Raw genomic sequence first — 22,196 nt, 5'->3', positions numbered from 1 at the left:
CGTCAGGGCAGGATCAACCAGTCGAAGGCGAGGGCGGCCGCGAGACCGCCCACGAGGAGCCAGGTGCCGAGCCGGGTGCGGCCGTTGCGGGAGAGCTCGATGACGATTCCGCAGAGAATCATCGCGAGGCCGTAGACGCCGACGACCAGCACGGAGGTCCGGCTCGCGAGGCGGACCACCAGGACCACGCCCATCACCACCAGCAGGACCGAGGCGGCCGCCACGCGCAGCCGCCTCGCCTGCTTGGGGCTCATGCCGTCGACGGGGTGGTCCTGGTCCTCCAGGTCCTCCCGGTCCTCCTCCGCACCCTCCTCCCCCGCCGCCTCGTCGAGTTCGTCGGGCTCGTCGGTCGCGGGGCCCTCGGCGGCCGGGGTGTCCTGGTCGGAAGCGCTCATGGACGAGGAGCGTAACGGACCCCGATAGGCTGTTCGTATGACGACCGGTGTACGGCGCAGGATGGGCGTCGAGGAGCGCAAGCAGCAGCTGATCGGGGTGGCCCTCGAACTCTTCAGCAGCCGCTCGCCCGACGAGGTCTCCATCGACGAGATCGCCGCCGCCGCGGGTATCTCCCGGCCGCTGGTCTACCACTACTTCCCCGGCAAGCAGAGCCTGTACGAGGCGGCGCTGCGGCGGGCGGCCGACGAGCTCGCGGCCCGCTTCCTGGAGCCGCCGCAGGGACCGCTGGGGGCGCGGCTGCTGCGGGTGATGGGCCGGTTCTTCGACTTCGTCGACGACCACGGCCCGGGGTTCGCTGCGCTGATGCGGGGCGGCCCGGCGGTGGGTTCGTCGACGACCAACGCGATGATCGACGAGGTCCGGCAGGCGGCGTACGAGCAGATCGTCGCCCACCTCGGGGTGGCGGAGCCCTCGCCGCGGCTCGAACTGGTCGTGCGGTCCTGGGTGTCGCTCGCGGAGTCGACGGCGCTGCTGTGGCTGGACGGGCGGCGGGTGCCGCGCGCGGAGCTGGAGCAGAAGCTGGTGCACGACTTCGCGGCCCTGACGGCGGTCAGCGCCCTCTACGACGAGCAGGCGGCCGGGGTGCTGGCCGCGATCCTGGCCGAGGAGCCGGCGGACGGGCCGTTCGCGGAGCTGGTGGTGCGGCTCCTGGAGCTGGCGCCGCCCGCCGCCGTGCCGGGTCAGCGCTTGCGGTAGGAGTTCTCCAGGTCGCGCACCTCGACCGAGAGGCGGGCTCCGTCCACCGCCTTGAGGTGGCGGGGCAGCAGGTCGAGCACGCCCGCCGCGAGCCGCGCCTTGGTCGCGTCCGTACGGCCGGAGAGCAGGGCGATCTCGACGTGGACGACGAGGTCGTCGCCGGACCCGTCGCCGACGACGAGCTCCTCGACCTCGCGGAAGCGGGTCTTGCAGGCGTCGAGGGTGGTGTCGACCGTCTCGACCACCAGGGCGTGGAGGGCGAGCGCGAAACCGCGCCGGTCCAGGGGCGCGGAGTAGTCGACGGTGATCTGCGGCATGACGGTGTCTCCTGGTGGCGCGGGATGTCGGGCCACAGCTTTACGGCGCGGGCCCCGGCCGCACAAGTGGCGGCCGGGGCCCGTGTCCCCGAGGAGGATCGTCAGCCGGTCGTCTTGAAGACGGCGACCGTGCGGGCCGGGACGGTGAAGGTGCCCGAACCGGCCTCGTACGAGGCGGACCTGGTGACGGCGTCGGAGCCGTCCGCCTGGACGGGGTGGAGGCCGTAGGCCGTGCCGGCGAGGCCGGGGACGGTCTGCTTCCGCTCGCCCGGGGTCGCGTTGAAGACGACCACGAGGTCACCGAGGCGCATGGTGATCACGCCGGGGGTCTCGTCCCTGCCGGAGAGCGGGAAGGAGAGGGCGTCCTGCACCTGTCCGGCCGTGGCCAGGGAGAAGCCGGGCTCGGTGGTGCGGATCTTCTGGAGGTCCCGGTAGGCGGCGGAGGCGCCGTCGATCTCGGCGCAGCCCGGCGTCAGGTTCGGCAGGGTGAGGAGCGGCTTGCCGTAGCCCCACTTGGCCTTGTTGTCGGCGGCCGGCGGGAGGCCGATGCCGAAGCCGTTGCCGTCGCGGCAGTCCCAGTGGATCGAGTTGAACCAGTCGCCGCTGTCGTACGAGTTGCGGTCGAGGGACTTGGAGCGGAGCAGGTCCGAGCCGGCCTGGGAGAGCGCCGGACCCTGGGAGAGGGTGGCCGTGGCCATGGCGAGGACCTGCATGCGGGCCCGGTCGGCGGCGGAGGTGCCGGCGGGCAGCTTGAACGCGAGGGCGTCGTAGAGGGTCTCGTTGTCGTGGGCGTCGGCGTAGGCGAGGGCATCGCCGGGGGCGGCGGCGTAGCCGGCCGGGGAGCCGTTGTAGTCGACCTCGGAGCCCTTGACCGTGCGCCCGGAGGTGTCGGTGAAGGTGTAGGGGGCGAGGTTGCCGGTGAGGCCGACCTTGATGAGGTCCTGGTAGTGCAGGAGGCGGGCCTTCTGCTGCTCCGGGGTGCCGTTGGCGGTGGAGGAGTTGGGGTCGGTGTAGAGGCCGGAGGCGAAGCCCTGGACGCCGGGGTCCTCGTCGAAGGGGCCGCCGCCGCGGACGGCGTCGCGGGCCCGGTCGGAGAAGGTGGCGATGCCGGTGCCGGCCATGTTCTTCTGGGTGGCCTGGACGAAGCGGGCGTCGTCGGCGATCTCGCCGAAGTTCCAGCCCTCGCCGTAGAGGACGATCGCCTTGCCGTCGACGCCGTCCTTCTCGACGGTGAGCGCGTCCAGGGCGGCCCGGACGGCGAGGATGTTCTCCTTCGGGTGGTGGCCCATGAGGTCGAAGCGGAAGCCGTCGACCTTGTACTGCTTCGCCCAGGTGACGACCGAGTCCACGACGAGCTTGCCCATCATGGCGTTCTCGGGCGCGGTGTTGGCGCAGCAGGTGGAGGTGGCGACGGAGCCGTCGGCCTGGAGCCGCTGGTAGTAGCCGGGGACGATCCGGTCGAGGACGGACTTGTCGGACTGTCCGGCGGCGACGGTGTGGTTGTAGACGACGTCCATGACGGTGCGCAGGCCCTGCCCGTTGAGGGCCTGGACCATCTGCCGGAACTCGACCGTGCGGCGGGTGCCGTTCGGGTCGGTGGAGTAGGAGCCCTCGGGGACGGTGTAGTGCAGCGGGTCGTAGCCCCAGTTGTACGCGTCCTTCGCCGCGGCGGCGGCGACGCACGCCTGCTGCTCCTCGGAGTCGGGGGCGTAGACCTTGAGGTCGCAGGCGGGTTCGGCCTGGTCGGACTTCTTCTCGGGGACGGTGCCGATGTCGAAGGCCGGGAGGAGGTGGACGTAGTTGGTGCCGGAGTCGGCGAGGGCCTTGAGGTGCTTCGAGCCCTTGCTGTCCTTGTCGGTGAAGGCGAGGAAGGTGCCCTTGTGGGCGGCCTTCGCGGTGGGGTCGGCGATCGAGAAGTCGCGGACGTGGAGTTCCTGGATCTGGGCGTCGCGCAGCGGCACGGCGGCCGGCTTCCTGAGGTTCTTCCAGCCGGAGGGGGCGAGCTTCGGGTCGGTGAGGTCGACGACGAGGCTGCGGGCGGAGTCGGCGGTGAGGGCGGTCGCGTAGGGGTCCGTGACGCGGTTCTCGACGAGCTTCTGGACGGTGGGCGCCCAGACCTTCACGACGTACCGGTACGGCTTGCCGTTCCAGGACTTCGGGCCGGTGGCCTTCCAGACGCCGGAGGCGTCGTCGCGGCGCATGGGCACGGTGCGGCCGTCGATCTCCAGGGCGACGGACGCGGCGGTGGGCGCCCACAGGGAGAGGGTGGGGCGGCCCTTCCGGTCGAAGACCGGCCCGAGGTCGGCCTTCACGGCCTTCGCGGCGTACAGGTCGTCGAGGACGCCGGCGGTCTGGACGCCGGTGGCGGCGAGCAGGGCGCCGTTGGCGGCGCGCTGGGTGGCGAGGAGCTGGCCGCGCAGGGAGGTGCGGATCCGGTCGGCGTCGCGCGGGTCGACGGTGAAGGCGGGGTAGTCCTTGAGGTGCGGGAACTCGGCCTTCTGGGCGTCGGTGAGGGTGCCGGCGTTCAGCCGGAGCCACTGGCCCTCGGCGCTGAGGGACCCGTCGGTGACGGTGATGCCGCCCTCGGGGGCGTACACGAGCTGCTGGCTGGTGGAGTCGTTCGCCTTCACCTTCCAGACGACGGTGTTCCGGTCGATCCACTGCGCCTCGGCCTTGCCGAGGTCGAGGGCGGGGGCGCCGCCGGAGGTCGGCAGGAGGTGCTTCGGCTGCCCGGCGAGGAGCCAGACCTCGTGGCCGGTGGCGGCCAGGTCGAGGGACTGGTCGGTGGGGAGGTCCTTCTCGTCGCCGTTGTGGAGGATGTACGAGAGCGAGGTGGCGCCCTCGGCGAGCGGGACCTCGTAGACGGCGCCGTAGGCGTCGACGCGGGTGGGCGGGAGGGGCTTGGACCAGTCGGTGGGCTGGGCGGCGCCGGTCCACAGGTGGAGGCCCCAGCCGTCGTAGTTCCCGTCGGCGCGCTGGTAGTGGATGACGGCCTTGGTCTTGTCCTGCGGGACCGGGGCGGGGGCGGTGTCGGACTGGCCGTCCTGGCCCTGGGTGATCCAGACCTCGCCGGTGCGGCCGAGGCTGATGGTGCGCTGCGGGCCGTCGGCGGTGCCGGCCTTCTCGACGGTGTACGGGACGGTGGAGGCGCCCTCGGGGAGCTTGACCCAGGCGAAGGCGCCGTGGGCGTCGCGGCCGGTGAAGGCGGCTTCCTGGCCCGCGGCCTTGAGGGTCCAGCCGTCGTAGTCGCCGTCCTCGCGCCGGTAGTGGACGATCGCGTAGGGGCGCTCGACGGCGACCGGCTTCTCGGGCGCCGGGGGCGCGCCGGCGGTGGTGGCGGCGGTGGCGCTCGCGGTGCGTCCGGCGGCGTCGACGACGACGGCCTTGTAGCGCAGCGGGGTGCCGGCGGGGGCGGTGACGTGCTGGGTGACCTTGTAGGGGGCGTGGTCGGCGGTGCCGAGGGTCTGCCAGCGTCCGTTGCCGACCTGGGCGGCGAAGACGACCCGGTTCAGGCCGTCGCCGTCGACGTCGGCGCTGATCTCGACGGTGCCGGTGGAGCCCGCGGCCGGGGCGTCGAGGGTGACGGCCGGCTTGCCGGTGACGGGCGGGAGGGGCCTGTCGGCCTTGAGGACGAGGGTGGAGAGGGCCGGGATCGTGACGGTGACCTCGCCGTCCTTCGCCGTGACGGCGCCCTGACCCCCGTACAGGGCGCGGAAGGCGGTGGAGTCGACCGGAACGGTGACGGTCTTCGGCTGGGTGGCGCTGTTGGCGGCGACGAGGTACTCGACGCGCTGGCGGGCGTCGGTGCGGGAGGTGGCGTAGACGGAGCCCTCGGCGTAGCGCTCCCGCTGGACGCCGTCGCGCAGGGCGGGGTGGTCCTTCGTCAGGCGGGACAGCCGGGCGATCGACGTGTAGACCGGGTGGCCGGTGTCGTAGGCGTCGGTGGCGTGGGTGCGGTCGGTGCCGAGCTGGTCGTCGTCGAGGTAGTCGGCGACCTGGGAGCCGAAGAGGGTCTGGCGGGCGTCCTTGTCGCCGCCGGCGCCGGTGAAGCCCTGCTCGTCGCCGGAGTAGATCACCGGGTTGCCGCGGGAGAGGAACATCAGCTCGTTGGCGAGGGTGGCGCGGCGGAGGAGTTCGGCGTCGGAGGCGTTCGGGTTGTCCTGCTTGAGGAAGGTCCCGAAGCGGCCCATGTCGTGGTTGCCGAGGAAGGTGACCTGCTCGTAGGCGTTGGCCTTGTCGGTGGTGTAGCGGTAGTCCTCGGCGAAGACCTTGGCGAGCCGGTCGGCGCCGGCGCCCTGGGAGGCGAAGGCGCGGGCGGCGTCCTGGAAGGGGAAGTCGAGGGTGGCGTCGAGCCGGCCGCGGGTGACGTAGGGGGCGGTGACGGTGGTGTCGGCGGAGTAGACCTCGCCGAACATGAAGAAGTCCTCGCGCCCCCGCTTCTTGGCGTAGGCGTCGAGCGCGGTGGCCCACTGGGTCCAGAAGTCGAGGTCGACGTGCTTGACGGTGTCGATGCGGAAGCCGTCGATGTCGAAGTCGCGGACCCACTTCTCGTAGATCCTCTTCATGCCCTCGACGACCTCGGGGCGCTCGGTCCACAGGTCGTCGAGCCCGACGAAGTCGCCGTACTCGGCGGACTCGCCCTGCCAGGTGGAGTCGCCGCGGTTGTGGTACATCTCCGGGTCGTTGAGCCAGGCCGGGACCTTGGTGCCGGCCTTCTCGACGGGGGTGTACGGGAACGAGTCCGCGTCCACCTTCCCGATCGCCGTGCGGTCGTCGAAGGGGCGCCCGTCCTTGTCGAGGTACGGGTAGGCGCCCTTGGGGCGGTAGCCGTACTTCTTCTCGGCGTAGTCGACGGTGTCGGCGGTGTGGTTGGTGATGACGTCGAAGAAGACCTTCATGCCCTTGGCGTGGGCGGCCTTGATGAGCTTCTTGAGGTCGTCGTTGGTGCCGAAGTGCGGGTCGACCTGGGTGAAGTCGGTGATCCAGTAGCCGTGGTAGCCGGCGCTCGCGTCCTTGCCCTCGCCCTGCACGGGGCGGTTCTTGAAGATCGGCGCCATCCAGATCGCGGTGGTGCCGAGGCCCTTGATGTAGTCGAGGCGCTGGGTGAGGCCCTTGAGGTCGCCGCCCTGGTAGAAGCCCTTGTCGGTGGGGTCGAAGCCGGTGGCGGTACGGCTGCCGGTGAGACCGCCCCGGTCGTTGGAGGTGTCGCCGTTGGCGAAGCGGTCGGGCAGCACGAAGTAGAACTGCTCGCGGGTGAGGTCCTGGCGGGCCGGCTCGGCGGCCATCGCCCGGTCCGACGGCGGGGCCGGCGGGCGGGGGGCGGCGGTCGCGGGAAGGGCCGGGGCGAGGGCGGCGACCAGGGCGGCGGCGAGTGCGACCGCCGTTCTCTTGCGGATCACAGGGGCTCCCTGAAGGTACGGGGAAGGGAGGGCCGCCCCGGCGGGGGCGGCCCTTGAGGAGGGGGAGGGGCTCAGCTGCGGAAGGTGTCGTTCAGGACGGCCTGGCCGGAGGCGGGGACGGTCGCGGTGCGGTTGGCACCGGACTCCCAGGTCACGTTCCCTGCCGCGTCCTTGCGGAGGTACTTGTACTCGAAGGCCGTTCCGGCGGGGAGGTTCACGGCCAGCTTCCACACGGGGTAGGTGGCGGGGTCGAGCTTGAGGGCGGCGGCCGGGGACCAGTTGCCCAGCTCGGCGCGGTTGCCGGTGACGTAGATGTTCTGGCCGATCACCGTGGTGGCGGTGACGTGGAAGGAGGCGCCCGCGGTGGCGGGGGGCGTGGTCGGCGGGGTGGTCGGCGGGGTGGTGCCGGAGCCGCAGTTCATGGCGCCCGTGTGCAGGGCGAGGGCGGTGTTGGCGCCCAGGGTGGCGGTGAACTGGCCGGAGGCGTTGACGGTGACGGCGGTGTTCGACTGCACGTCGCAGTAGGAGCCGGCCGGGAGGGAGGTCTGGAAGGTGCGGGAGAGGGCGGAGGACTCGTGGTTGATCGCCACGTACGCCTTGCTGCCCCGGCCGAACGCGATCGCGTTGTTGCCGTTGTCCCACCACTGGGTGACGGCCTCGCCGCGGGCGGTGTTGCGGAAGGCGACCATGGAGGAGATCTCGCGCCAGGCGTGCTGGCACTTCCAGCCGTCGCTGTAACAGGCGTTCACCTGGCCGCCGTTGGGCGGTCCGGCGTCCTTGTCGGTCCACTCGTAGCCGGAGTGGACGTCCGGGGAGCCGTAGGGCCAGGCGAGCATGAAGACGGAGGCGAGGGTGTAGTTCGCGCCGTCCTTGTAGGAGAGGGTGTCGCCGCCGCGCTCGGTGTCGTGGTTGTCGACGAAGACGCCGGACTGGCCGGAGGGCATGTAGCCCCAGGACTCGCCGAAGTTCTTCAGGTAGGCGAGCTTCTCGTTCTGGAGGATCCGCTTGAGGTCGCGGGCGTAGCGGAACTCCTGGACGTCTCCGCTGCCGAGGTACTCGCTCGGGGAGACGGCCTCGCCGGCGCCGTGGATGGCCTCGTGCTTCCAGTACACGTTCGGGTTGGTCAGCCGGGTCTTGATGTTCGCCAGGTCGGCGGCCGGCATGTGCTTGGCGGCGTCGATGCGGAACCCGTCGACGCCCAGCGAGAGGAGGTCGTTGAGGTAGCCCGCTATCTTCCCGCGGACGTGGTCCTCGCCGGTGTCGAGGTCGGGGAGGCCCACCAGTTCGCAGTTCTGGACGTTCCCGCGGTCCTGGTAGGTGGAGATGGTGGCCCGGCAGTCGTCCATGTCGGCGCCGGAGTAGAGGCCCGGATAGTCGTACTTGGAGAACGGGGTCCCGCCCGTTCCCGTGCCGGAGCCGTTGGCCATGTGGTTGACGACCGAGTCGGCGATCACCTTCACGCCGGCGGCGTGGCAGGAGTCGACCATGTTCTTGAAGGCGGTGCGGTCCCCGAGCCGGCCGGCGATCTTGTAGCTGACGGGCTGGTACGAGGTCCACCACTGGCCGCCCTGGAGGTGCTCCTGCGGCGGGGAGACCTGGACGTAGCCGTAGCCGGCGGGGCCCAGGCGGTCGGTGCACTCACGGGCCACCGAGGCGAACTTCCACTCGAACATCACCGCGGTGACGTCCTTGGTCCCCGGCGGGGTGGCCTGGGCCGGGGCGTTCGCCGTGACGGCCGCCGCGGCTCCCGCCACGAGGGCGAGTGCAGCGGCCACGGTCTTTCTTGCCATGCTTCCTCCTGTACGACGTCCCTGTCGCGTGCGAGAGCTGTTCGCAAGAAGTTGCCGAAACTCTCAGCAACTGTTTTCAGCCGCGACCGTAGGGGCGTACAGGCGTGCGGTCAATACCTCCGGCACGCCCCTCCTTGGGGATTACGCGGGGAGTTGCGGCGGCTGCGCGGTGGAACCGCGCACGACCAGCTCCGGCTGGAAGACGAACTCGGTGCGCTGCACCGGGTTTCCCTCGATCTCCTCCAGGAGCGCGCCGACGGCCGCCGTCGCCATGGCCTGCACGGGCTGGCGCACGGTGGTCAGCGGCGGGTCGGTGAAGGCGATCAGCGGGGAGTCGTCGAAGCCGACGACGGAGACGTCCCGGGGCACGTCGAGGCCCCGGGCGCGGGCGGCCCGGACGACGCCGAGCGCCATCAGGTCGGAGCCGCAGACGATGCCCGTACAGCCCTCGTCGAGCAGGATCTCGGCGGCGGCGTGCCCGCCCTCGACGCCGAACAGGGTGGGCCGCACGAAGCGTTCGGCCTCCGCCCGCTCCACGCCGAGCATCTCGTACAGCTCGGCGGCGAAGCCCTCCGCCTTGCGGCGCGAGGGCACGTAACGGGTCGGGCCGATGGCGAGGCCGATCCGCTCGTGCCCGAGCTCGGCGAGGTGCCGCACGGCCATCCGGGCGGCGGCCCGGTCGTCCGGGGAGACGAAGGTGGCGTCGATCCGTTCGTGGTAGCCGTTGATGAGGACGTACGGCACGCCCCGCTCGGTCAGCCGGGCGTACCGCCCCGGGTCGGCGGTGGCGTCCGCGTGCAGCCCGGAGAGGAAGACGATGCCGGCCACCCCGCGCTCCACCAGCTGGTCGACCAGCTCGTCCTCGGTCGCGCCGCCGGGCATCTGGGTGCAGAGCACCGGCGTGTAGCCGTGCCCGGCCAGGACCTGTTCGACGACCTGCGCGAAGGCCGGGAAGATCGGGTTGGTCAGCTCGGGCACCACGAGCCCGACGAGGCCCGCGCTGCGGCGTTTGAGGCGTACGGGACGCTCGTAGCCGAGCACGTCGAGCGCGGCCAGCACCTTGTGCCGGGTCGCGCCGGCCACCCCCGCCTTGCCGTTGAGGACGCGGCTGACGGTGGCCTCGCTGACCCCGGACTGGGCCGCGATGTCCGCGAGCCGCGGGGCGCCGTTGCCGGTGCCCCGCGGCGGGGGGATCGTCACACCGCCCACCAGACGGTGGTGTCGGCGGGGATCTCCACGGTGTCCTCGTCGTCGACGGCGACGATGCGGACCTCCCCGCTGGAGAGGAGATACCGGCCGGGCAGCGGGACGGAGAGGGCCCGGCCGGTGGTGTTGGCGGTGCAGACGAAGCCGTCGCGGCGGAAGGAGAGCACACCCTCGGGTGCCTCCAGCCACTCCACGGTCTCGCCCGCACCGAGTTCGGGGCGCTCGCGGCGCACGGCGAGCGCGCTGCGGTACAGCTCCAGGGTGGAGCCGGGGTCGCCGGTCTGCGCCTCGACGCTCAGCCCGCCCCAGGAGGCGGGCTGCGGCAGCCAGGAGCCGCCCTCGCCGAAGCCGTACGAGGAACCCTCGGCGGTCCACGGGATCGGAACCCGGCAGCCGTCGCGGAAGCCGTCCTGCCCGCTGGCCCGCCAGAAGGACGGGTCCTGGCGCACCTCGTCGGGCAGGTCGGTGACGTCCGGCAGACCCAGCTCCTCGCCCTGGTACACGTACGCGGAGCCGGGCAGCGCCAGCATCAGCAGCGTCGCGGCGCGGGCCCGGCGCAGCCCGAGCGCGCGGTCGCCGGCGGTGCGCAGCTGGGTGCCGAGGCCCGCCGGGTTGGCGAAGCGGGTGGCGTGCCGGGTGACGTCGTGGTTGGAGAGCACCCAGGTGGTGGGGGCGCCGACCGGGCGCATCGCTTCGAGCGAGGCGTCGATGACGGTACGCAGCTCGGCGGCGTCCCAGTGGGTGCCCAGGTACTGGAAGTTGAACGCCTGGTGCATCTCGTCGGGGCGCACGTAGTTCGCGGTGCGCTCGACGGTGGGGGTCCACGCCTCGGCGACGAGGACGCGCTGGCCGTCATACTCGGCGAGGATCCGGCGCCAGGAGCGGTAGATCTCGTGGACGCCGTCCTGGTCGAAGAAGGGCATGACGTCGTTGCCGAGCAGCTTCAGCTGGTCGTGGGCGCCGATGTCGGGGAGCCCGGGGGCCTTGACGAGGCCGTGGGCGACGTCGACGCGGAAGCCGTCGACGCCCATGTCGAGCCAGAAGCGCAGGATCGAGCGGAACTCGTCGCGGACGGCCGGGTGGTCCCAGTCGAAGTCGGGCTGCTCCGGGGCGAAGAGGTGGAGGTACCACTCGCCGGGGGTGCCGTCCGGGTTCTCGGTCCGGGTCCAGGCGGGGCCGCCGAAGATGGACTCCCAGTCGTTGGGCGGGAGTTCCCCGGTCTCGCCCTTGCCGGGGCGGAAGTGGTAGCGCTCGCGCAGCGGGGAGCCGGGGCCCTCGCGCAGTGCCCGCTGGAACCACTCGTGCTGGTCGGAGGAGTGGTTGGGGACCAGGTCCACGATGATGCGCAGGCCCAGGGCGTGGGCCTCGCGGATCAGGGCGTCGGCGTCGAGCAGCGAGCCGAACATGGGGTCGATGGCCCGGTAGTCGGCGACGTCGTAGCCGGCGTCGGCCTGCGGGGAGGCGTAGAAGGGGGAGAGCCACACGGCGTCGACGCCGAGCTCCTTGAGGTACGGCAGCCGGCTGCGGATGCCCACCAGGTCGCCCATGCCGTCGCCGTTGCCGTCGGCGAAGCTGCGCGGGTAGACCTGGTAGATCACCGCGTCTCTCCACCAGCCCGTGTCGGTGCCGGTGGTGGGGGCGTCGGCGGCGGTGGCGAGGTGCTGGGTCATGTCTTCCCTGGGAGGTAAGGAGGGGCGTACGGGTTCGGCGCTCAGGGCCGTCAGCCCTTGACGGCACCGGCGGACATGCCGGTGACGAGGTGGCGCTGGGCGAAGAGGAACACCAGGGCCGCGGGGATGGCGATGAGGACGGAGGCCGCCGTCATGGGGCCCCACTGGGCGCCGTACTGGTTGACGAACTTCTGGAGTCCGCCGGCGAGCGTCAGGTTCTCGTCACCGACCATGAAGGCGGAGGCGTAGGCGACCTCGCCCCAGGCGGTGATGAAGGAGTAGAAGGCGGTCACCGCGATGCCCGGCTTGGCGAGCGGCAGGATGAGCCGCCAGAAGGTGCCGAAGGGGGTGAGCCCGTCGACGTACCCCGACTCGTCGATCTCGCGCGGGATGCCGTCGAAGAAGCCCTTCATCATCCAGGCGCAGAAGGGGACGGCGATGGTCAGGTAGGTGATGACCAGGCCGGCCGACTGGTTGAGCAGTCCCAGCGACGCCATGATGTTGTAGATCGGCACGATGAGGACGGCGACCGGGAACATCTGCGTGATGAGCAGGGTCCACATCAGTCCGCGCTTGCCGGGGAAGCGGAAGCGGCTGACGGCGTAGCCGGTGGTGGCGGAGATGAACACGCCGACGACGGTGGTGAGTCCGGCGACGAGGAGCGAGTTCCCGAACCAGGTGAGGAACGGGGTGTCCCTCAGCAGGTTCGTGTAGTTCTCGAACGTCGTCTCCTTGAAGAAGTCCGTGGTGGTCGCGTACTTCGCCGGCTTGAGCGAGGTCAGCAGGACCCACAGCACCGGGAAGACGGCGACGACGGAGGCGACGATCAGGGTGAGGTGCAGCGCCACGGAGGCGAGCGGCGAGCGGCGGCCCCGGATCGGGGCGTTCATCGCCTGGGGGGCGGGGTTCGTGGTGGTCACCAGACTTCTCCCTGCTTGCGGAGGACGCGCTGGTAGATCGCGGCGAAGATCATCAGGAGCACCAGGATGAGGACGCCCCACGTGGACGACTGGGCGAAGTCGCGCGGGCTGATCTCGAAGGAGAACTTGTACGCCTGGGTGACGAGGATCTGGGTCGCCTCGCCCGGTCCGCCCCGGGTGAGCAGGAAGATCACCGGGAACATGTTGAAGGTCCAGATGGTGGAGAGGAGGATCACCGTGGTGGAGACGGACCGCAGTCCCGGCATGGTGATGTTCCTGAAGCGCTGCCAGGCGTTGGCGCCGTCCATCTCGGCGGCTTCGTAGAGCTCGCCGGGGATGGACTGGAGGCCGCCGAGGAGGGCCACCATCATGAAGGGGATGCCGAGCCAGACGTTGACGGTGATGACCGCGAACTTGGCCCAGGTGGGGTCGTTCAGCCAGGGGACTCCGTCGATGCCGACGCCGCCCAGGACCTTGTTGATGAGGCCGTTGTCGCCGTTGTAGAGGAAGCGCCAGGCGAAGACCGAGACGAAGCCGGGGACCGCCCAGGGCAGGACGAGCAGCATCCGGTAGGCGGAGCGGCCGGCGATCTTCCGGTTGAGGATGTTGGCGAGGGCCAGGCCGAGGGCGAAGGTGATCGCCACGCAGGAGACGGTCCAGACGACCGTCCAGCCCAGGGTGGCGAGGAACTGGCTGCCGGTGAGGGCGTCCTTGTAGTTGTCCAGGCCGACGAACTCGTAGGTGGCCGGGATCTCGTTGACGCCGATGCTGCGCGCGACGTTGCGCTCGGTGGCGTCGGTCAGCGACAGGTAGATGCCGCGGACCAGCGGGTAGCCGATGATCACGGCGATCACGATCACCACGGGGGTGACCATCGCCCAGGCGTACCAGTGGGTGGCGAGGGAGCGCTTCGGCGCCCGTCGCTTCGGACCAGTCCCGCGGCTCCGGCCGCGGGCGACGTCGTCGCCCGCGGCCTTCGCCACCGACTGGCTGGGGGTGTCCACAGCCATCAGCCGGCCAGCCTTCCTCTTACTTCCAGTCCTTCAGGAGCTTGCGGTAGGCGTCGCCGATCGCCTTGGCCCCGGCCTCGGGGGTGGCCTGGCCGGTGAGGACCTTGACGTACTCGGTCTTGATGGGCTCGAAGAGGCTGCCGCCCTCGGGGATCCAGGGGCGCTGGACGGCCTTCTCGACGACCGGCTTGAAGAACCCGATCATCTCGTTCCCGGCGACCTCCTTCTGGAGGTAGGCGGACTGGCGGGTCGGGAGGAGGCTGAGCTCCTTGGTGACCTGGGTCTGGCTCTCCACCGACGTCATGTACTCCACGAAGGCGTAGGAGGCGTCGAGGTTCTTGGAGCCCGCGTACACGGCGAGGTTGTGGCCGCCCTGCGGGGCGCCCTGACCGGCGGAGCCGGCCGGGACCGGGGCGATGCCGAGGTTCGCCTTGTCCGCGAACTCCTTGCCGGCGTAGGTGTCGGCGACGGCCCACGGGCCGTTGATCATCATGGCGACCTTGCCTTCCTTGAAGGCGGTCTGCATGTTGTTCCAGCCGTCCGTGGCGTCGGTCTTGGCGGCGCCGGAGTCGACCAGGTCCTTGACCGTCTTGAGGGCCTTGACGCCGGCCTCGTTGTCGATCGTGACCGTCTTCTGCTCGGCGTCGACCATGTCGCCGCCCTCGCCGTAGAGAAAGGAGAGGAACCAGTACGGGTCGTCGCCGCGGAGGTACAGGCCGGTCTTGCCGGTCTTCTCCTTGATCTTGGCGGAGACGGTCTTCAGCTCGGCGATGCTCTTCGGGACCTCGACACCGGCCTCCTTGAAGATCTTCTTGTTGTAGAAGATGCCCATGGAGTCGATGACCTGCGGCACGGCGTAGGTCTTGCCGTTGTACTTGGTGGAGGCGGCGGCCTGCTCCAGGAAGTCGTCCGCGTTCTTCAGCGCCGGGGTGCCGTCCAGCGGGGCCAGGTAGCTGAGGTCGGCGAACTCGGGGGTCCAGGCGACCTCGGAGCGGATCACGTCGGGGGCGCCGCCGCCGGACTGGGCGGCGTTCTTGAACTTGTTCTGCGCCTCGCCGAAGGGCACGTTCACGTACTTGACCGTGACCTTCGGGTGCTTCTTGGTGAAGTCCTCGGCGAGCTTCTTGAAGACCTTGTCCTCGGAGCCGACCGTGGAGGTGTCCCACCAGGTCACGGTTCCGGAGAGCTCGCCCGAGCCCTTCGCGCCGTTGGAACCGCTGTCGCTTCCGCCGCACGCCGCCAGGGTGACGCCCAGGGCCGCGACCAGCGCGGTGGCCGCTATGCCACGCCGCATGTGAACTCCTTCAACATGATCCCGGGGTGACGAGGGGCTGGAACCTGCCTCATTGCGACCGCTCCCTCGCGGCGCTCCGGGTTGCCAGGAACGTAACAGGGATGAAAACGAGCCGAAAGACCTTGCGTGAAATTTCTGCAAGGACCGGGGATCGTTACATCCGCGTGTCCCGAAGGTTGCCGTCGGGCCGCTTGACAGCGGCACGGAGGCCCGCCTTCCGCCTCTTCGTCCGTAATCTCCGACCGGAAACCGCCATCCGGCCCGCACGGAACCGGCCCTTCCGCAACAACGGCCTCATGCATTCCCCTGCAAGACCTGCAAGACCTTGCGGTTCGGCACCCGCAACCACCCGCACTCCCCCGCGGCGAGACGGCCCCACCCCACTGGTGGGCAATACGCGCTGTGACCGGTACAGTCCACTCTCATGACCGCGCGGCTTGCCGACATCGCAGCCCAGGCGGGGGTCAGTGAAGCCACAGTCAGCCGCGTGCTCAACGGCAAGCCCGGCGTGGCCACGGCCACCCGTGAATCCGTCCTTGCCGCGCTCGACGTGCTCGGTTACGAGCGTCCGGTACGGCTGCGCCAGCGCAGCGCGGGCCTGGTCGGGCTGATCACCCCCGAACTGGACAACCCCATCTTCCCCGCCCTCGCGCAGGTCATCGGGCAGGCCCTGACCCGCCAGGGCTACACGCCGGTGCTCGCCACCCAGACCCCCGGCGGGTCCACCGAGGACGAGCTCACCGACATGCTGGTGGAGCGCGGGGTGGCCGGCATCATCTTCGTCTCCGGCCTGCACGCGGACACCACCGCGGACACCTCCCGCTACGACCAGCTGCGCGGCAAGGGCGTCCCGTACGTCCTCATCAACGGCTTCTCCCCCAAGGTGCAGGCGCCCTTCGTCTCCCCCGACGACCGGGCCGCGATGCAGCTGGCGGTCACGCACCTCGCCGCCCTCGGCCACACCCGGATCGGTCGCGCCGTCGGGCCGAAGCGCTTCGTGCCGGTGCTCCGCAAGATAGAGGGCTTCCAGAAGGGGATGCGGGACCGTCTCGGCCTCACCCCGGAGCAGTCCGAGGAACTGATCCAGCACTCTCTTTACACCCTGGAGGGCGGCCAGGCGGCCACCGCCGCCCTGATCGCCAAGGGCTGCACGGCGATCGTGTGCGCCTCCGACATGATGGCGCTCGGCGCGATCCGCGCGGCACGCCAGCAGGGGCTCAACGTGCCCAAGGACGTCTCCGTCGTCGGCTTCGACGACTCCCCGCTCATAGCCTTCACCGATCCGCCGCTCACCACCATCCGGCAGCCGGTGCAGGCGATGGGACAGGCGGCGGTGCGCGCGCTCCTGGAGGAGGTCGGGGGCACCCCGGCCCCGCACTCGGAGTTCGTCTTCATGCCGGAGCTGGTCGTGCGCGGTTCCACGGCCTCCGCCCCGGGGCCTCGTCCCTGAGACGGAGCGGGTGCGCCCTTAACCCACCCGAGGGATGATCGGTCGGGGGGCGGGGATCTGGCAAACTCTCTGCCTATGGGTGAAACGACCGTGAAGAGTTTGGACGACCGGACGACCCCGTCGTCACCCATCGTGGCCGACGGGCGGTGGGCATGGCTGCGCGCGCGCACGCCCCGGCGTCCCCGCATCTGGTTCGAACTGCTGCTGATCGGCATCAGTTACTGGGTGTACTCGCTGATCCGCAACGCGGTGCCGGAGCAGAAGGCGGCGGCGCTCAAGAACGCCGACTGGATCTGGCGGACCGAGGAGTCCCTCGGCCTCGCCTTCGAGCACGCGGTCAACCACGCCGTGAACTCGGTGACCTGGCTCATCGTGGCGATGAACTACTACTACGCCACACTGCACTTCATCGTCACCATCGGTGTGCTCGTGTGGCTGTACCGATGGCAGCCGGGCCGTTACGCCGCGTTCCGTACCGTCCTCTTCGCGACCACCGCCGTGGCCCTGGTCGGCTACTACCTGTATCCGCTCGCGCCGCCGCGGCTGATGGAGAGCAAGGACTTCATCGACACGGTGCTGGTGCACCACACCTGGGGCTCGATGGCCTCGGGCGACCTCAAGCACATGTCGAACCAGTACGCGGCGATGCCGTCGATGCACATCGGCTGGTCGACGTGGTGCGGCCTGACGATCTTCTTCCTGGCGAAGGCGCCCTGGGCCCGCATCCTGGGCCTGCTCTACCCGGCGGTGACCCTGGTCGTGATCGTCGCGACCGCCAACCACTTCTGGCTGGACGCGGTCGGCGGCTGGATCTGCCTCGGCTTCGGCTTCCTCGTCGCCTACTTCTGGTACGGCACCTGGCCGCACCGCCTGTCGAAGCGGGTGGAGCCGATGACCGCCGTCGCGCCGGCGGCGTCCGCCCCCGCACGGGGGACGGACGCGCCCGAGGCCGCGGAGCACGAGGAGCCGGTCAGCTCCGGAAGGTGATCCGACCGCCGCTGAGCGTGAGCAGGACCGGGGCCTGAGCCGTTTCGTCGGCGGGGGCCTCCGTCGGATCCAGGGCGAGAGCGGTCAGATCGGCGCGCAGCCCCGGGGTGATCCGCCCGGTCAGCGCCTCCTCCCCCGCCGCGTAAGCCGCGTGGGTGGTCATGCCCTCCAGGGCCATGAGGCCGGTCAGGCCGTGCCGGGCCGAGGCGGCGCCGAGCGGGGCGCGGGCGGTGGCGAGGACCTGCCGGGCGTCGTAGTGCGCGATGGGCCAGTCCGAGCCGAGCGCCAGATGGGCGCCCGCGTCGCGCAGGTCGCGGCAGCGCCAGGCGCGCGCGGCGCGCTCCTCGCCGAGCCGCTGGGACCACTGGTCGGTGTGGTCGGCGCGGGTGTACCCGGTGTGCGGGGGCTGCATCGAGGCGACGACGCCGAGGGCGGCGAAGCGGCCGAGCTGCCCGTCGGGGACGGTCTCGATGTGTTCGATCCGGTGGCGGGGGCCGCCGGCGCCGAGGCCCTCGACGGTGTCGAGGACGTGGCGGACCGCCGCGTCGCCGATGGCGTGGGTGGCGGTGCCGACCCCGGCGCGGTGGAGCCGGCGCACGGCGGCGGAGTACGCCTCCGGGTCGGGCCAGAAGGCGTCGGTGCCCTGGCCGTGGCAGTCGGCGTGCTCCAGCCAGGCGGTGCCGCCCTCGACGGTGCCGTCCATGAAGAACTTCACGCCGCCGATGCGCCAGTTCCGGCCGGCCCGCTCCTGGAGCCGTACGAGGGCGTCCAGTTCCTCCTCGGTGGCGCCGGGCATGCACCAGGGCGCGAGCCGGAGGCGTACCGGCAGGTCGCCGTCCTCCTCGATCGCGGCGAGCAGGCCGGGGACGTCGTGGCCGCCGAGGTCCATGACGTGGGCGGAGGTGAGGCCGGTGGCGGCCATGGCGGAGAGCAGGGCGACGAGCCGGTCGCGGCGCTCGGCGTAGGGGGTGACGGGCAGGACCGGGGCCAGCAGCTCCATGGCCGCGTGCTCGTTCAGGTGCCCGGTGGGGCGGCCCTCGGCGTCGCAGACGATCTCGGAGCGCTGGCTGAAGGCGCGCGGTCCGTCGATGCCGGCCGCCTTCAGCGCGGCGCCGCTGGCGAGCGCGGAGTGGCCGTCGTAGAGGCGGAGGAAGGCGGGGGCGCCGGCCAGGGCCTCCTCGACGAGCTCGCGGTGGATCGGGCGGCCGCCGAAGACGTTGTGGTCGAGGCCGAAGCCGAGGACCCAGCCGTCGCGGCGCTCGGCGCCGCGCAGCGCGGCGCGGAGCCCGTCGAGGTCGGTGACGGCGGAGAGGTCGGTGCCGGCGGACATCTCCAGGCCCCAGACGGGGTGGCTGTGCGCGTCGGTGAGGCCGGGGACGAGGGTGCCACCGGCCAGGTCGACGGTCTCGGTGCCGGGTCCGGTCCAGTCGCGGGCGTCGGCGGTGGAGCCGACGGCGGTGATCAGTCCGCCACGGACGGCGACAGCGGTGTGGCCGGTGAGCTCGGGGTCGCGGACGCGGGCGTTGACGAGGACGAGGTCGGCGGACATGCGGGGGTCTCTCCCTGGGGGGTGGGTTCGGCGGCGAAGCGGGCGTACACCTCGGGGCGGGTGCGGCGCAGCCGGCGCGCCAGCAGCAGGCCGAGGACGAAGACGGCGGGGACGAGGGCGACGAGGACGGTGTTGACGGTGGTGGAGGCCGCCGTGAAGAGCTCGATGTTGGCGGTGACCAGGACGATCGCGCCGGCCAGCAGGACGAAGGCGGTGACGGGGGCGACCACGGTGCGCCAGGCGCCCTCGCGGTGCGGAATCTTCCGGAAGAAGCACGGCACGGCGAGCGCGGCGAGCAGTTGGAGGAACATCAGGCCGAGCATGCCGGGGGTGTTCACCCAGAGCAGGAGCTGCTGGTACGGGTCGGCGCCGGCGAGCGCGAAGGCGAGGACGACGACCGCGCCGAGCACGGTCTGCGCGGCCCCGGCGAGGTACGGGGAGCGGTGGCGGGGGTGGATCCGGCCGAGCGCCTTGGGGAGGACGCCCTCCTCGGCGAGGGCCAGGGTGTAGCGGTTGATGGCGTTGTGGAAGGCGAGGAGGGAGGCGAGGACGCTGGTGACGATGAGGACGTGCATCAGGTCGGCGGCCCAGGCTCCGACGTACGTGGTGATGGCGGCGAAGAAGAGGCCGCCGGGGTCGTCGGCGGCGGCCTGGACGACCTTGTCCTCGCCGAACGCCTGGATGACGGTCCAGACGACGAAGGCGTAGAAGAGGCCGAGGAAGGCGACCGCGAGGTAGGTGGCGCGCGGCACGGTGCGGTCGGGGTCGCGGGCCTCGCGGCGGTAGATGACGGTCGACTCGAAGCCGGTGAAGGCGGCGAAGGCGCAGGCCAGGACGGCGGCGGTGCCGCCGGTGAGGACGTGCGCGGGGGCGAGTCCGCCGATCGAGAGGCCGTCGGCGCCGCCGTCGAGGAGGACGCCTCCGGCGAGCAGGACGAGGATGCCGGTCTCGGCGACGAGCAGGACGCCGAGGACCTTGGCGCCGAAGTCGATCGAGCGGTAGCCGCCGTACCAGATGATCAGCAGGCCGGCGAGGGAGACCGGGAGCCAGGGGATGTCGAGGCCGAAGGCGGCGGCGGTGTCGGAGGTGGCGGAGCCGAGGAGGCCGTAGACGCCGATCTCCATGCCGTTGTAGCCGAGCATCGCGACGAGGGCGGCGGCGAGGCCGAGGGGGACGCCGAGGCCGCGGGTGATGTACGCGTAGAAGGCGCCGCCGGAGCGGACGTGCCGGCTCATGGTGGTGAAGCCGACGGCGAAGACGGTGAGCGTGAGACCGGCCAGGAGATAGCCGACGGGGGCGCCGATGCCGCCGAGCAGGATGGCGACGGGCGCGACGCCGGCCATGACCGTGAGCGGGGCGGCGGCGGAGACGACGAAGAACGTGATGTCGCTGGTGGAGAGCGTGCCGGTGCGGAGTCCTGGCGGCCGGTCGGGGGTGGTTTCGGGCATGCGCGGGGAAGCCCTTCCGTGGCAGGGGGGTCCATGGGGAGGCGAAACCTAAAGGCTTTCGGTTGGCGCAATGTAACCTCGGCTTCGTCCGCGGGGGAAGACCTGACGGAAACCTGAACAGGGAGTGACCTCGCATGGGCCGGCCGCGCAGACCCCTCCTCGACCGGGAGCGGATCACCACCACGGCGCTCGCGGTCGTCGACGAGCTGGGCGACCTCAGCGTCCCGCAGATCGCCAAGCGGCTCGGGGTGCAGACCGCCTCCGTCTACCACCACGTGGACGGGCGGGACGGGATCATCGAGCTGATGCGCGAGCGGGTGGCCTCCGGCATCGACGTCGCCGCCCTGGACCTGGAGCCCTGGGAGGCGGCCATGACCGCCTGGGCCCGCTCCTACCGGGCCGCCTTCGCCGCGCACCCGCGCGCGATCCCGCTGCTCATGACCTCACCGGTGCGCGCGCCGATGGTCCTCGGCCAGTACGAGCGGGCCGTCACCCGGCTCCTGGAGGCGGGGTTCGCGCTGCCGGACGTCATGCCGGTGATCATCGGCCTGGAGAACCTGGTGCTCGGCTCGGCGCTCGACCTCGCGGCGCCGGAGGCGATGTGGGAGGTGGCCGACGCGACGGTCACCCCGCGCCTGGCCGCGGCGCTCGGCGCGGCCCCGGAGGGCCGCGCCGACCACGCCTTCGAGCTGGCGCTCGCGGCACTCCTGGCCCAGGTCCGGAGCCTGATGGCCCAGGCCCCGCCGCGCGAGGATCAGGCGCCGTAGCCGCGCCTGAGGGTCAGACGGCGGCCTGGGTACGGGCGGCGTCCCGGGTCTCCTGCCGGGCCACGCGCCGGCGGCGGGACGGGAGGCCGACGGTCGGGTTGGCGACGCCCCACGCGGCGCCCTTGCAGATGATCTCCTTGTAGAGGGCGGCGGTCCGGCCGGTCAGGGCCTTCTCCTTGGCCCGGTCGTCGGCGGTGACGAACTGGATCAGGCCCTCCTTGCGGCCCAGCGAGACGCACTGCTGGAAGTAGCGGATGGCGACCCGGGGCACCTCGACGCCGGCGAGCCGGGCGGCGAGGGCGTCGGCGGCCTGCCAGGCCATCGGGACGCCCGAGGCGCAGGACATGCGCAGCGGCACGTCGTTCGGGCCGAGGGCCGTCGCCGCGTCGCCGACGGCGTAGACGTCGGGGTGGGAGACCGACCGCATGGTGCCGTCGACCACGATCCGCCCGTCGCCCGCGAGCTCCAGACCGGTGGCCTCGGCGACGGGGTGGACGGCGAAGCCGGTGGTCCAGACGGTGACGTCGGCGGGGAGGGCCGTGCCGTCGACGGTGGTCACCCGGTCCGCGGCCACGGCGGCGACCTCCGTGTGCTCGTGGACGGTGATGCCGAGCCGCCGCGCGACCTTCCACAGGTGGCCGCGGCCCTTCTCCGAGAGCCAGTCGCCGAGGGCGCCGCGGGCGATCAGGGCCACGTCGAGGTCGGGGCGGGCCTCGGCGATCTCGGTCGCGGCCTCCAGGCCGGTCAGGCCGCCGCCGACCACCACCACGGGCCGTCCGGCCTCCAGGGCGGCCAGGCGGTCGCGGAGCCGGAGGGCGCCGGGGCGGGAGGAGACCTCGTGGGCGTGGTCGGCGACCCCGGGGACCCCGCCGTGGTTCCAGCCGCTGCCGAGGGCGTAGACGAGGCTGTCGTAGGGCAGTTCCTCGGGTCCGGCGCCGGTGTCCACCGTGACGGCCTTGCGGTCGACGTCGACGGCCTCGACCCGGCCGAGCCTCAGCTCGACCCCGGTGCCGGAGAACATCTCGGCGAAGGGGCGGGGGGTGAGGTCCTGGCCGGCCGCGAGCTGGTGCAGGCGGACGCGCTCGACGAAGTCGGGCTCGGGGTTGACGAGGGCGATGCTCACGTCCTCGCGGTGCAGCCGGCGGGCGAGGCGGCCGGCGGCGACGGCTCCGGTGTATCCGGCTCCGAGGACGACGATGCGGTGCTGCATGACCGTGCTCCTGTCTGCGCGGGGTCC

Annotated in this window: 16 protein-coding genes; 4 read left to right on the top strand and 12 right to left on the bottom strand. The window is 71.6% G+C overall.

The genetic code is table 11. The features are described from left to right. Positions 1-2: 2 nt before the first annotated feature. A complete protein-coding gene (locus ACFXMG_RS08565) occupies positions 3-395 on the bottom strand; it encodes a hypothetical protein (protein ID WP_383827875.1) in 393 nt (130 codons plus the stop codon). Positions 396-432: 37 nt separating this feature from the next. Here ACFXMG_RS08565 and ACFXMG_RS08560 point away from each other — a divergent pair, with 37 nt between their 5' ends. Then, positions 433-1,152: a TetR/AcrR family transcriptional regulator gene (locus tag ACFXMG_RS08560; protein WP_383827877.1), complete on the top strand. Its 720-nt coding sequence runs from the start codon at positions 433-435 to the stop codon at positions 1,150-1,152. On the opposite strand, the gene ACFXMG_RS08555 is transcribed toward ACFXMG_RS08560, so the two are convergent. From ACFXMG_RS08555 to ACFXMG_RS08520, 8 genes are all read right to left on the bottom strand, one after another. After that, positions 1,137-1,469, bottom strand: coding sequence for a 5-carboxymethyl-2-hydroxymuconate Delta-isomerase (locus tag ACFXMG_RS08555; RefSeq protein WP_383827878.1), 333 nt, complete (start codon positions 1,467-1,469; stop codon positions 1,137-1,139). The genes ACFXMG_RS08560 and ACFXMG_RS08555 overlap by 16 nt on opposite strands. Before the next feature lie 101 nt (positions 1,470-1,570). Continuing rightward, positions 1,571-6,868, bottom strand: a complete 5,298-nt coding sequence (gene pulA / locus ACFXMG_RS08550; RefSeq protein WP_383827880.1) for a pullulanase-type alpha-1,6-glucosidase — start codon at positions 6,866-6,868, stop codon at positions 1,571-1,573. A 71-nt stretch (positions 6,869-6,939) separates the two neighbouring features. Beyond that, on the bottom strand, positions 6,940-8,658 hold the full coding sequence (locus ACFXMG_RS08545; protein WP_383827882.1) for a carbohydrate-binding module family 20 domain-containing protein: 1,719 nt from the start codon (positions 8,656-8,658) through the stop codon (positions 6,940-6,942). Between the two features lie 141 nt (positions 8,659-8,799). After that, on the bottom strand, positions 8,800-9,867 hold the full coding sequence (locus ACFXMG_RS08540) for a LacI family DNA-binding transcriptional regulator (RefSeq protein ID WP_383827884.1): 1,068 nt from the start codon (positions 9,865-9,867) through the stop codon (positions 8,800-8,802). Then, positions 9,855-11,534: a glycoside hydrolase family 13 protein gene (locus ACFXMG_RS08535; protein WP_383827886.1), complete on the bottom strand. Its 1,680-nt coding sequence runs from the start codon at positions 11,532-11,534 to the stop codon at positions 9,855-9,857. The genes ACFXMG_RS08540 and ACFXMG_RS08535 overlap by 13 nt, the downstream gene beginning before the upstream one ends. Before the next feature lie 50 nt (positions 11,535-11,584). Beyond that, positions 11,585-12,424, bottom strand: coding sequence for a sugar ABC transporter permease (locus ACFXMG_RS08530; RefSeq protein ID WP_169086291.1), 840 nt, complete (start codon positions 12,422-12,424; stop codon positions 11,585-11,587). Between the two features lie 26 nt (positions 12,425-12,450). Further along, positions 12,451-13,464, bottom strand: a complete 1,014-nt coding sequence (locus ACFXMG_RS08525; RefSeq protein ID WP_384338754.1) for a carbohydrate ABC transporter permease — start codon at positions 13,462-13,464, stop codon at positions 12,451-12,453. A gap of 19 nt (positions 13,465-13,483) precedes the next feature. Continuing rightward, complete coding sequence (locus ACFXMG_RS08520; RefSeq protein ID WP_383827007.1) at positions 13,484-14,758, bottom strand: extracellular solute-binding protein; 1,275 nt, start codon at positions 14,756-14,758, stop codon at positions 13,484-13,486. A gap of 424 nt (positions 14,759-15,182) precedes the next feature. Between ACFXMG_RS08520 and ACFXMG_RS08515 the strand changes: the two genes are divergently transcribed. Further along, positions 15,183-16,208 (top strand): LacI family DNA-binding transcriptional regulator, encoded by a 1,026-nt coding sequence (locus tag ACFXMG_RS08515; RefSeq protein WP_384900487.1) that lies wholly within the window; start codon positions 15,183-15,185, stop codon positions 16,206-16,208. A 75-nt stretch (positions 16,209-16,283) separates the two neighbouring features. Next, positions 16,284-17,195, top strand: a complete 912-nt coding sequence (locus ACFXMG_RS08510; RefSeq protein WP_383827013.1) for a phosphatase PAP2 family protein — start codon at positions 16,284-16,286, stop codon at positions 17,193-17,195. Here the strand turns inward: ACFXMG_RS08510 and ACFXMG_RS08505 are convergent. Both ACFXMG_RS08505 and ACFXMG_RS08500 read right to left on the bottom strand, forming a co-directional pair. Beyond that, complete coding sequence (locus ACFXMG_RS08505; RefSeq protein ID WP_383827016.1) at positions 17,179-18,744, bottom strand: amidohydrolase; 1,566 nt, start codon at positions 18,742-18,744, stop codon at positions 17,179-17,181. The genes ACFXMG_RS08510 and ACFXMG_RS08505 overlap by 17 nt on opposite strands. Next, positions 18,657-20,192, bottom strand: a complete 1,536-nt coding sequence (locus ACFXMG_RS08500; RefSeq protein ID WP_383827018.1) for an APC family permease — start codon at positions 20,190-20,192, stop codon at positions 18,657-18,659. Before ACFXMG_RS08500 ends, ACFXMG_RS08505 begins: the two co-directional genes overlap by 88 nt. Before the next feature lie 134 nt (positions 20,193-20,326). Here ACFXMG_RS08500 and ACFXMG_RS08495 point away from each other — a divergent pair, with 134 nt between their 5' ends. After that, on the top strand, positions 20,327-20,959 hold the full coding sequence (locus ACFXMG_RS08495; RefSeq protein WP_383827020.1) for a TetR/AcrR family transcriptional regulator: 633 nt from the start codon (positions 20,327-20,329) through the stop codon (positions 20,957-20,959). Between the two features lie 13 nt (positions 20,960-20,972). Here the strand turns inward: ACFXMG_RS08495 and ACFXMG_RS08490 are convergent, their stop codons facing one another. Next, positions 20,973-22,169, bottom strand: coding sequence for an NAD(P)/FAD-dependent oxidoreductase (locus ACFXMG_RS08490; protein ID WP_383827022.1), 1,197 nt, complete (start codon positions 22,167-22,169; stop codon positions 20,973-20,975). Positions 22,170-22,196 lie beyond the last annotated feature (27 nt).

Origin of the sequence: Streptomyces sp. NPDC059201 (assembly GCF_042754585.1) — a bacterium.
GTDB lineage: Bacteria > Actinomycetota > Actinomycetes > Streptomycetales > Streptomycetaceae > Streptomyces.
This window is presented reverse-complemented; position numbering and strand designations above follow the sequence as displayed.

What these genes read in the sequence shown, in the direction of transcription:
- ACFXMG_RS08520 (WP_383827007.1), bottom strand. Translation starts at nt 14,758, where the DNA reads ATGCGGCGTGGCATAGCGGCCACCGCGCTGGTCGCGGCCCTGGGCGTC.
- ACFXMG_RS08500 (WP_383827018.1), bottom strand. Translation starts at nt 20,192, where the DNA reads ATGCCCGAAACCACCCCCGACCGGCCGCCAGGACTCCGCACCGGCACG.
- ACFXMG_RS08510 (WP_383827013.1), top strand. Translation starts at nt 16,284, where the DNA reads ATGGGTGAAACGACCGTGAAGAGTTTGGACGACCGGACGACCCCGTCG.
- ACFXMG_RS08565 (WP_383827875.1), bottom strand. Translation starts at nt 395, where the DNA reads ATGAGCGCTTCCGACCAGGACACCCCGGCCGCCGAGGGCCCCGCGACC.
- ACFXMG_RS08545 (WP_383827882.1), bottom strand. Translation starts at nt 8,658, where the DNA reads ATGGCAAGAAAGACCGTGGCCGCTGCACTCGCCCTCGTGGCGGGAGCC.
- ACFXMG_RS08515 (WP_384900487.1), top strand. Translation starts at nt 15,183, where the DNA reads ATGACCGCGCGGCTTGCCGACATCGCAGCCCAGGCGGGGGTCAGTGAA.
- ACFXMG_RS08560 (WP_383827877.1), top strand. Translation starts at nt 433, where the DNA reads ATGACGACCGGTGTACGGCGCAGGATGGGCGTCGAGGAGCGCAAGCAG.
- ACFXMG_RS08535 (WP_383827886.1), bottom strand. Translation starts at nt 11,534, where the DNA reads ATGACCCAGCACCTCGCCACCGCCGCCGACGCCCCCACCACCGGCACC.
- ACFXMG_RS08525 (WP_384338754.1), bottom strand. Translation starts at nt 13,464, where the DNA reads ATGGCTGTGGACACCCCCAGCCAGTCGGTGGCGAAGGCCGCGGGCGAC.
- ACFXMG_RS08505 (WP_383827016.1), bottom strand. Translation starts at nt 18,744, where the DNA reads ATGTCCGCCGACCTCGTCCTCGTCAACGCCCGCGTCCGCGACCCCGAG.
- ACFXMG_RS08555 (WP_383827878.1), bottom strand. Translation starts at nt 1,469, where the DNA reads ATGCCGCAGATCACCGTCGACTACTCCGCGCCCCTGGACCGGCGCGGT.
- ACFXMG_RS08530 (WP_169086291.1), bottom strand. Translation starts at nt 12,424, where the DNA reads ATGAACGCCCCGATCCGGGGCCGCCGCTCGCCGCTCGCCTCCGTGGCG.
- ACFXMG_RS08490 (WP_383827022.1), bottom strand. Translation starts at nt 22,169, where the DNA reads ATGCAGCACCGCATCGTCGTCCTCGGAGCCGGATACACCGGAGCCGTC.
- ACFXMG_RS08495 (WP_383827020.1), top strand. Translation starts at nt 20,327, where the DNA reads ATGGGCCGGCCGCGCAGACCCCTCCTCGACCGGGAGCGGATCACCACC.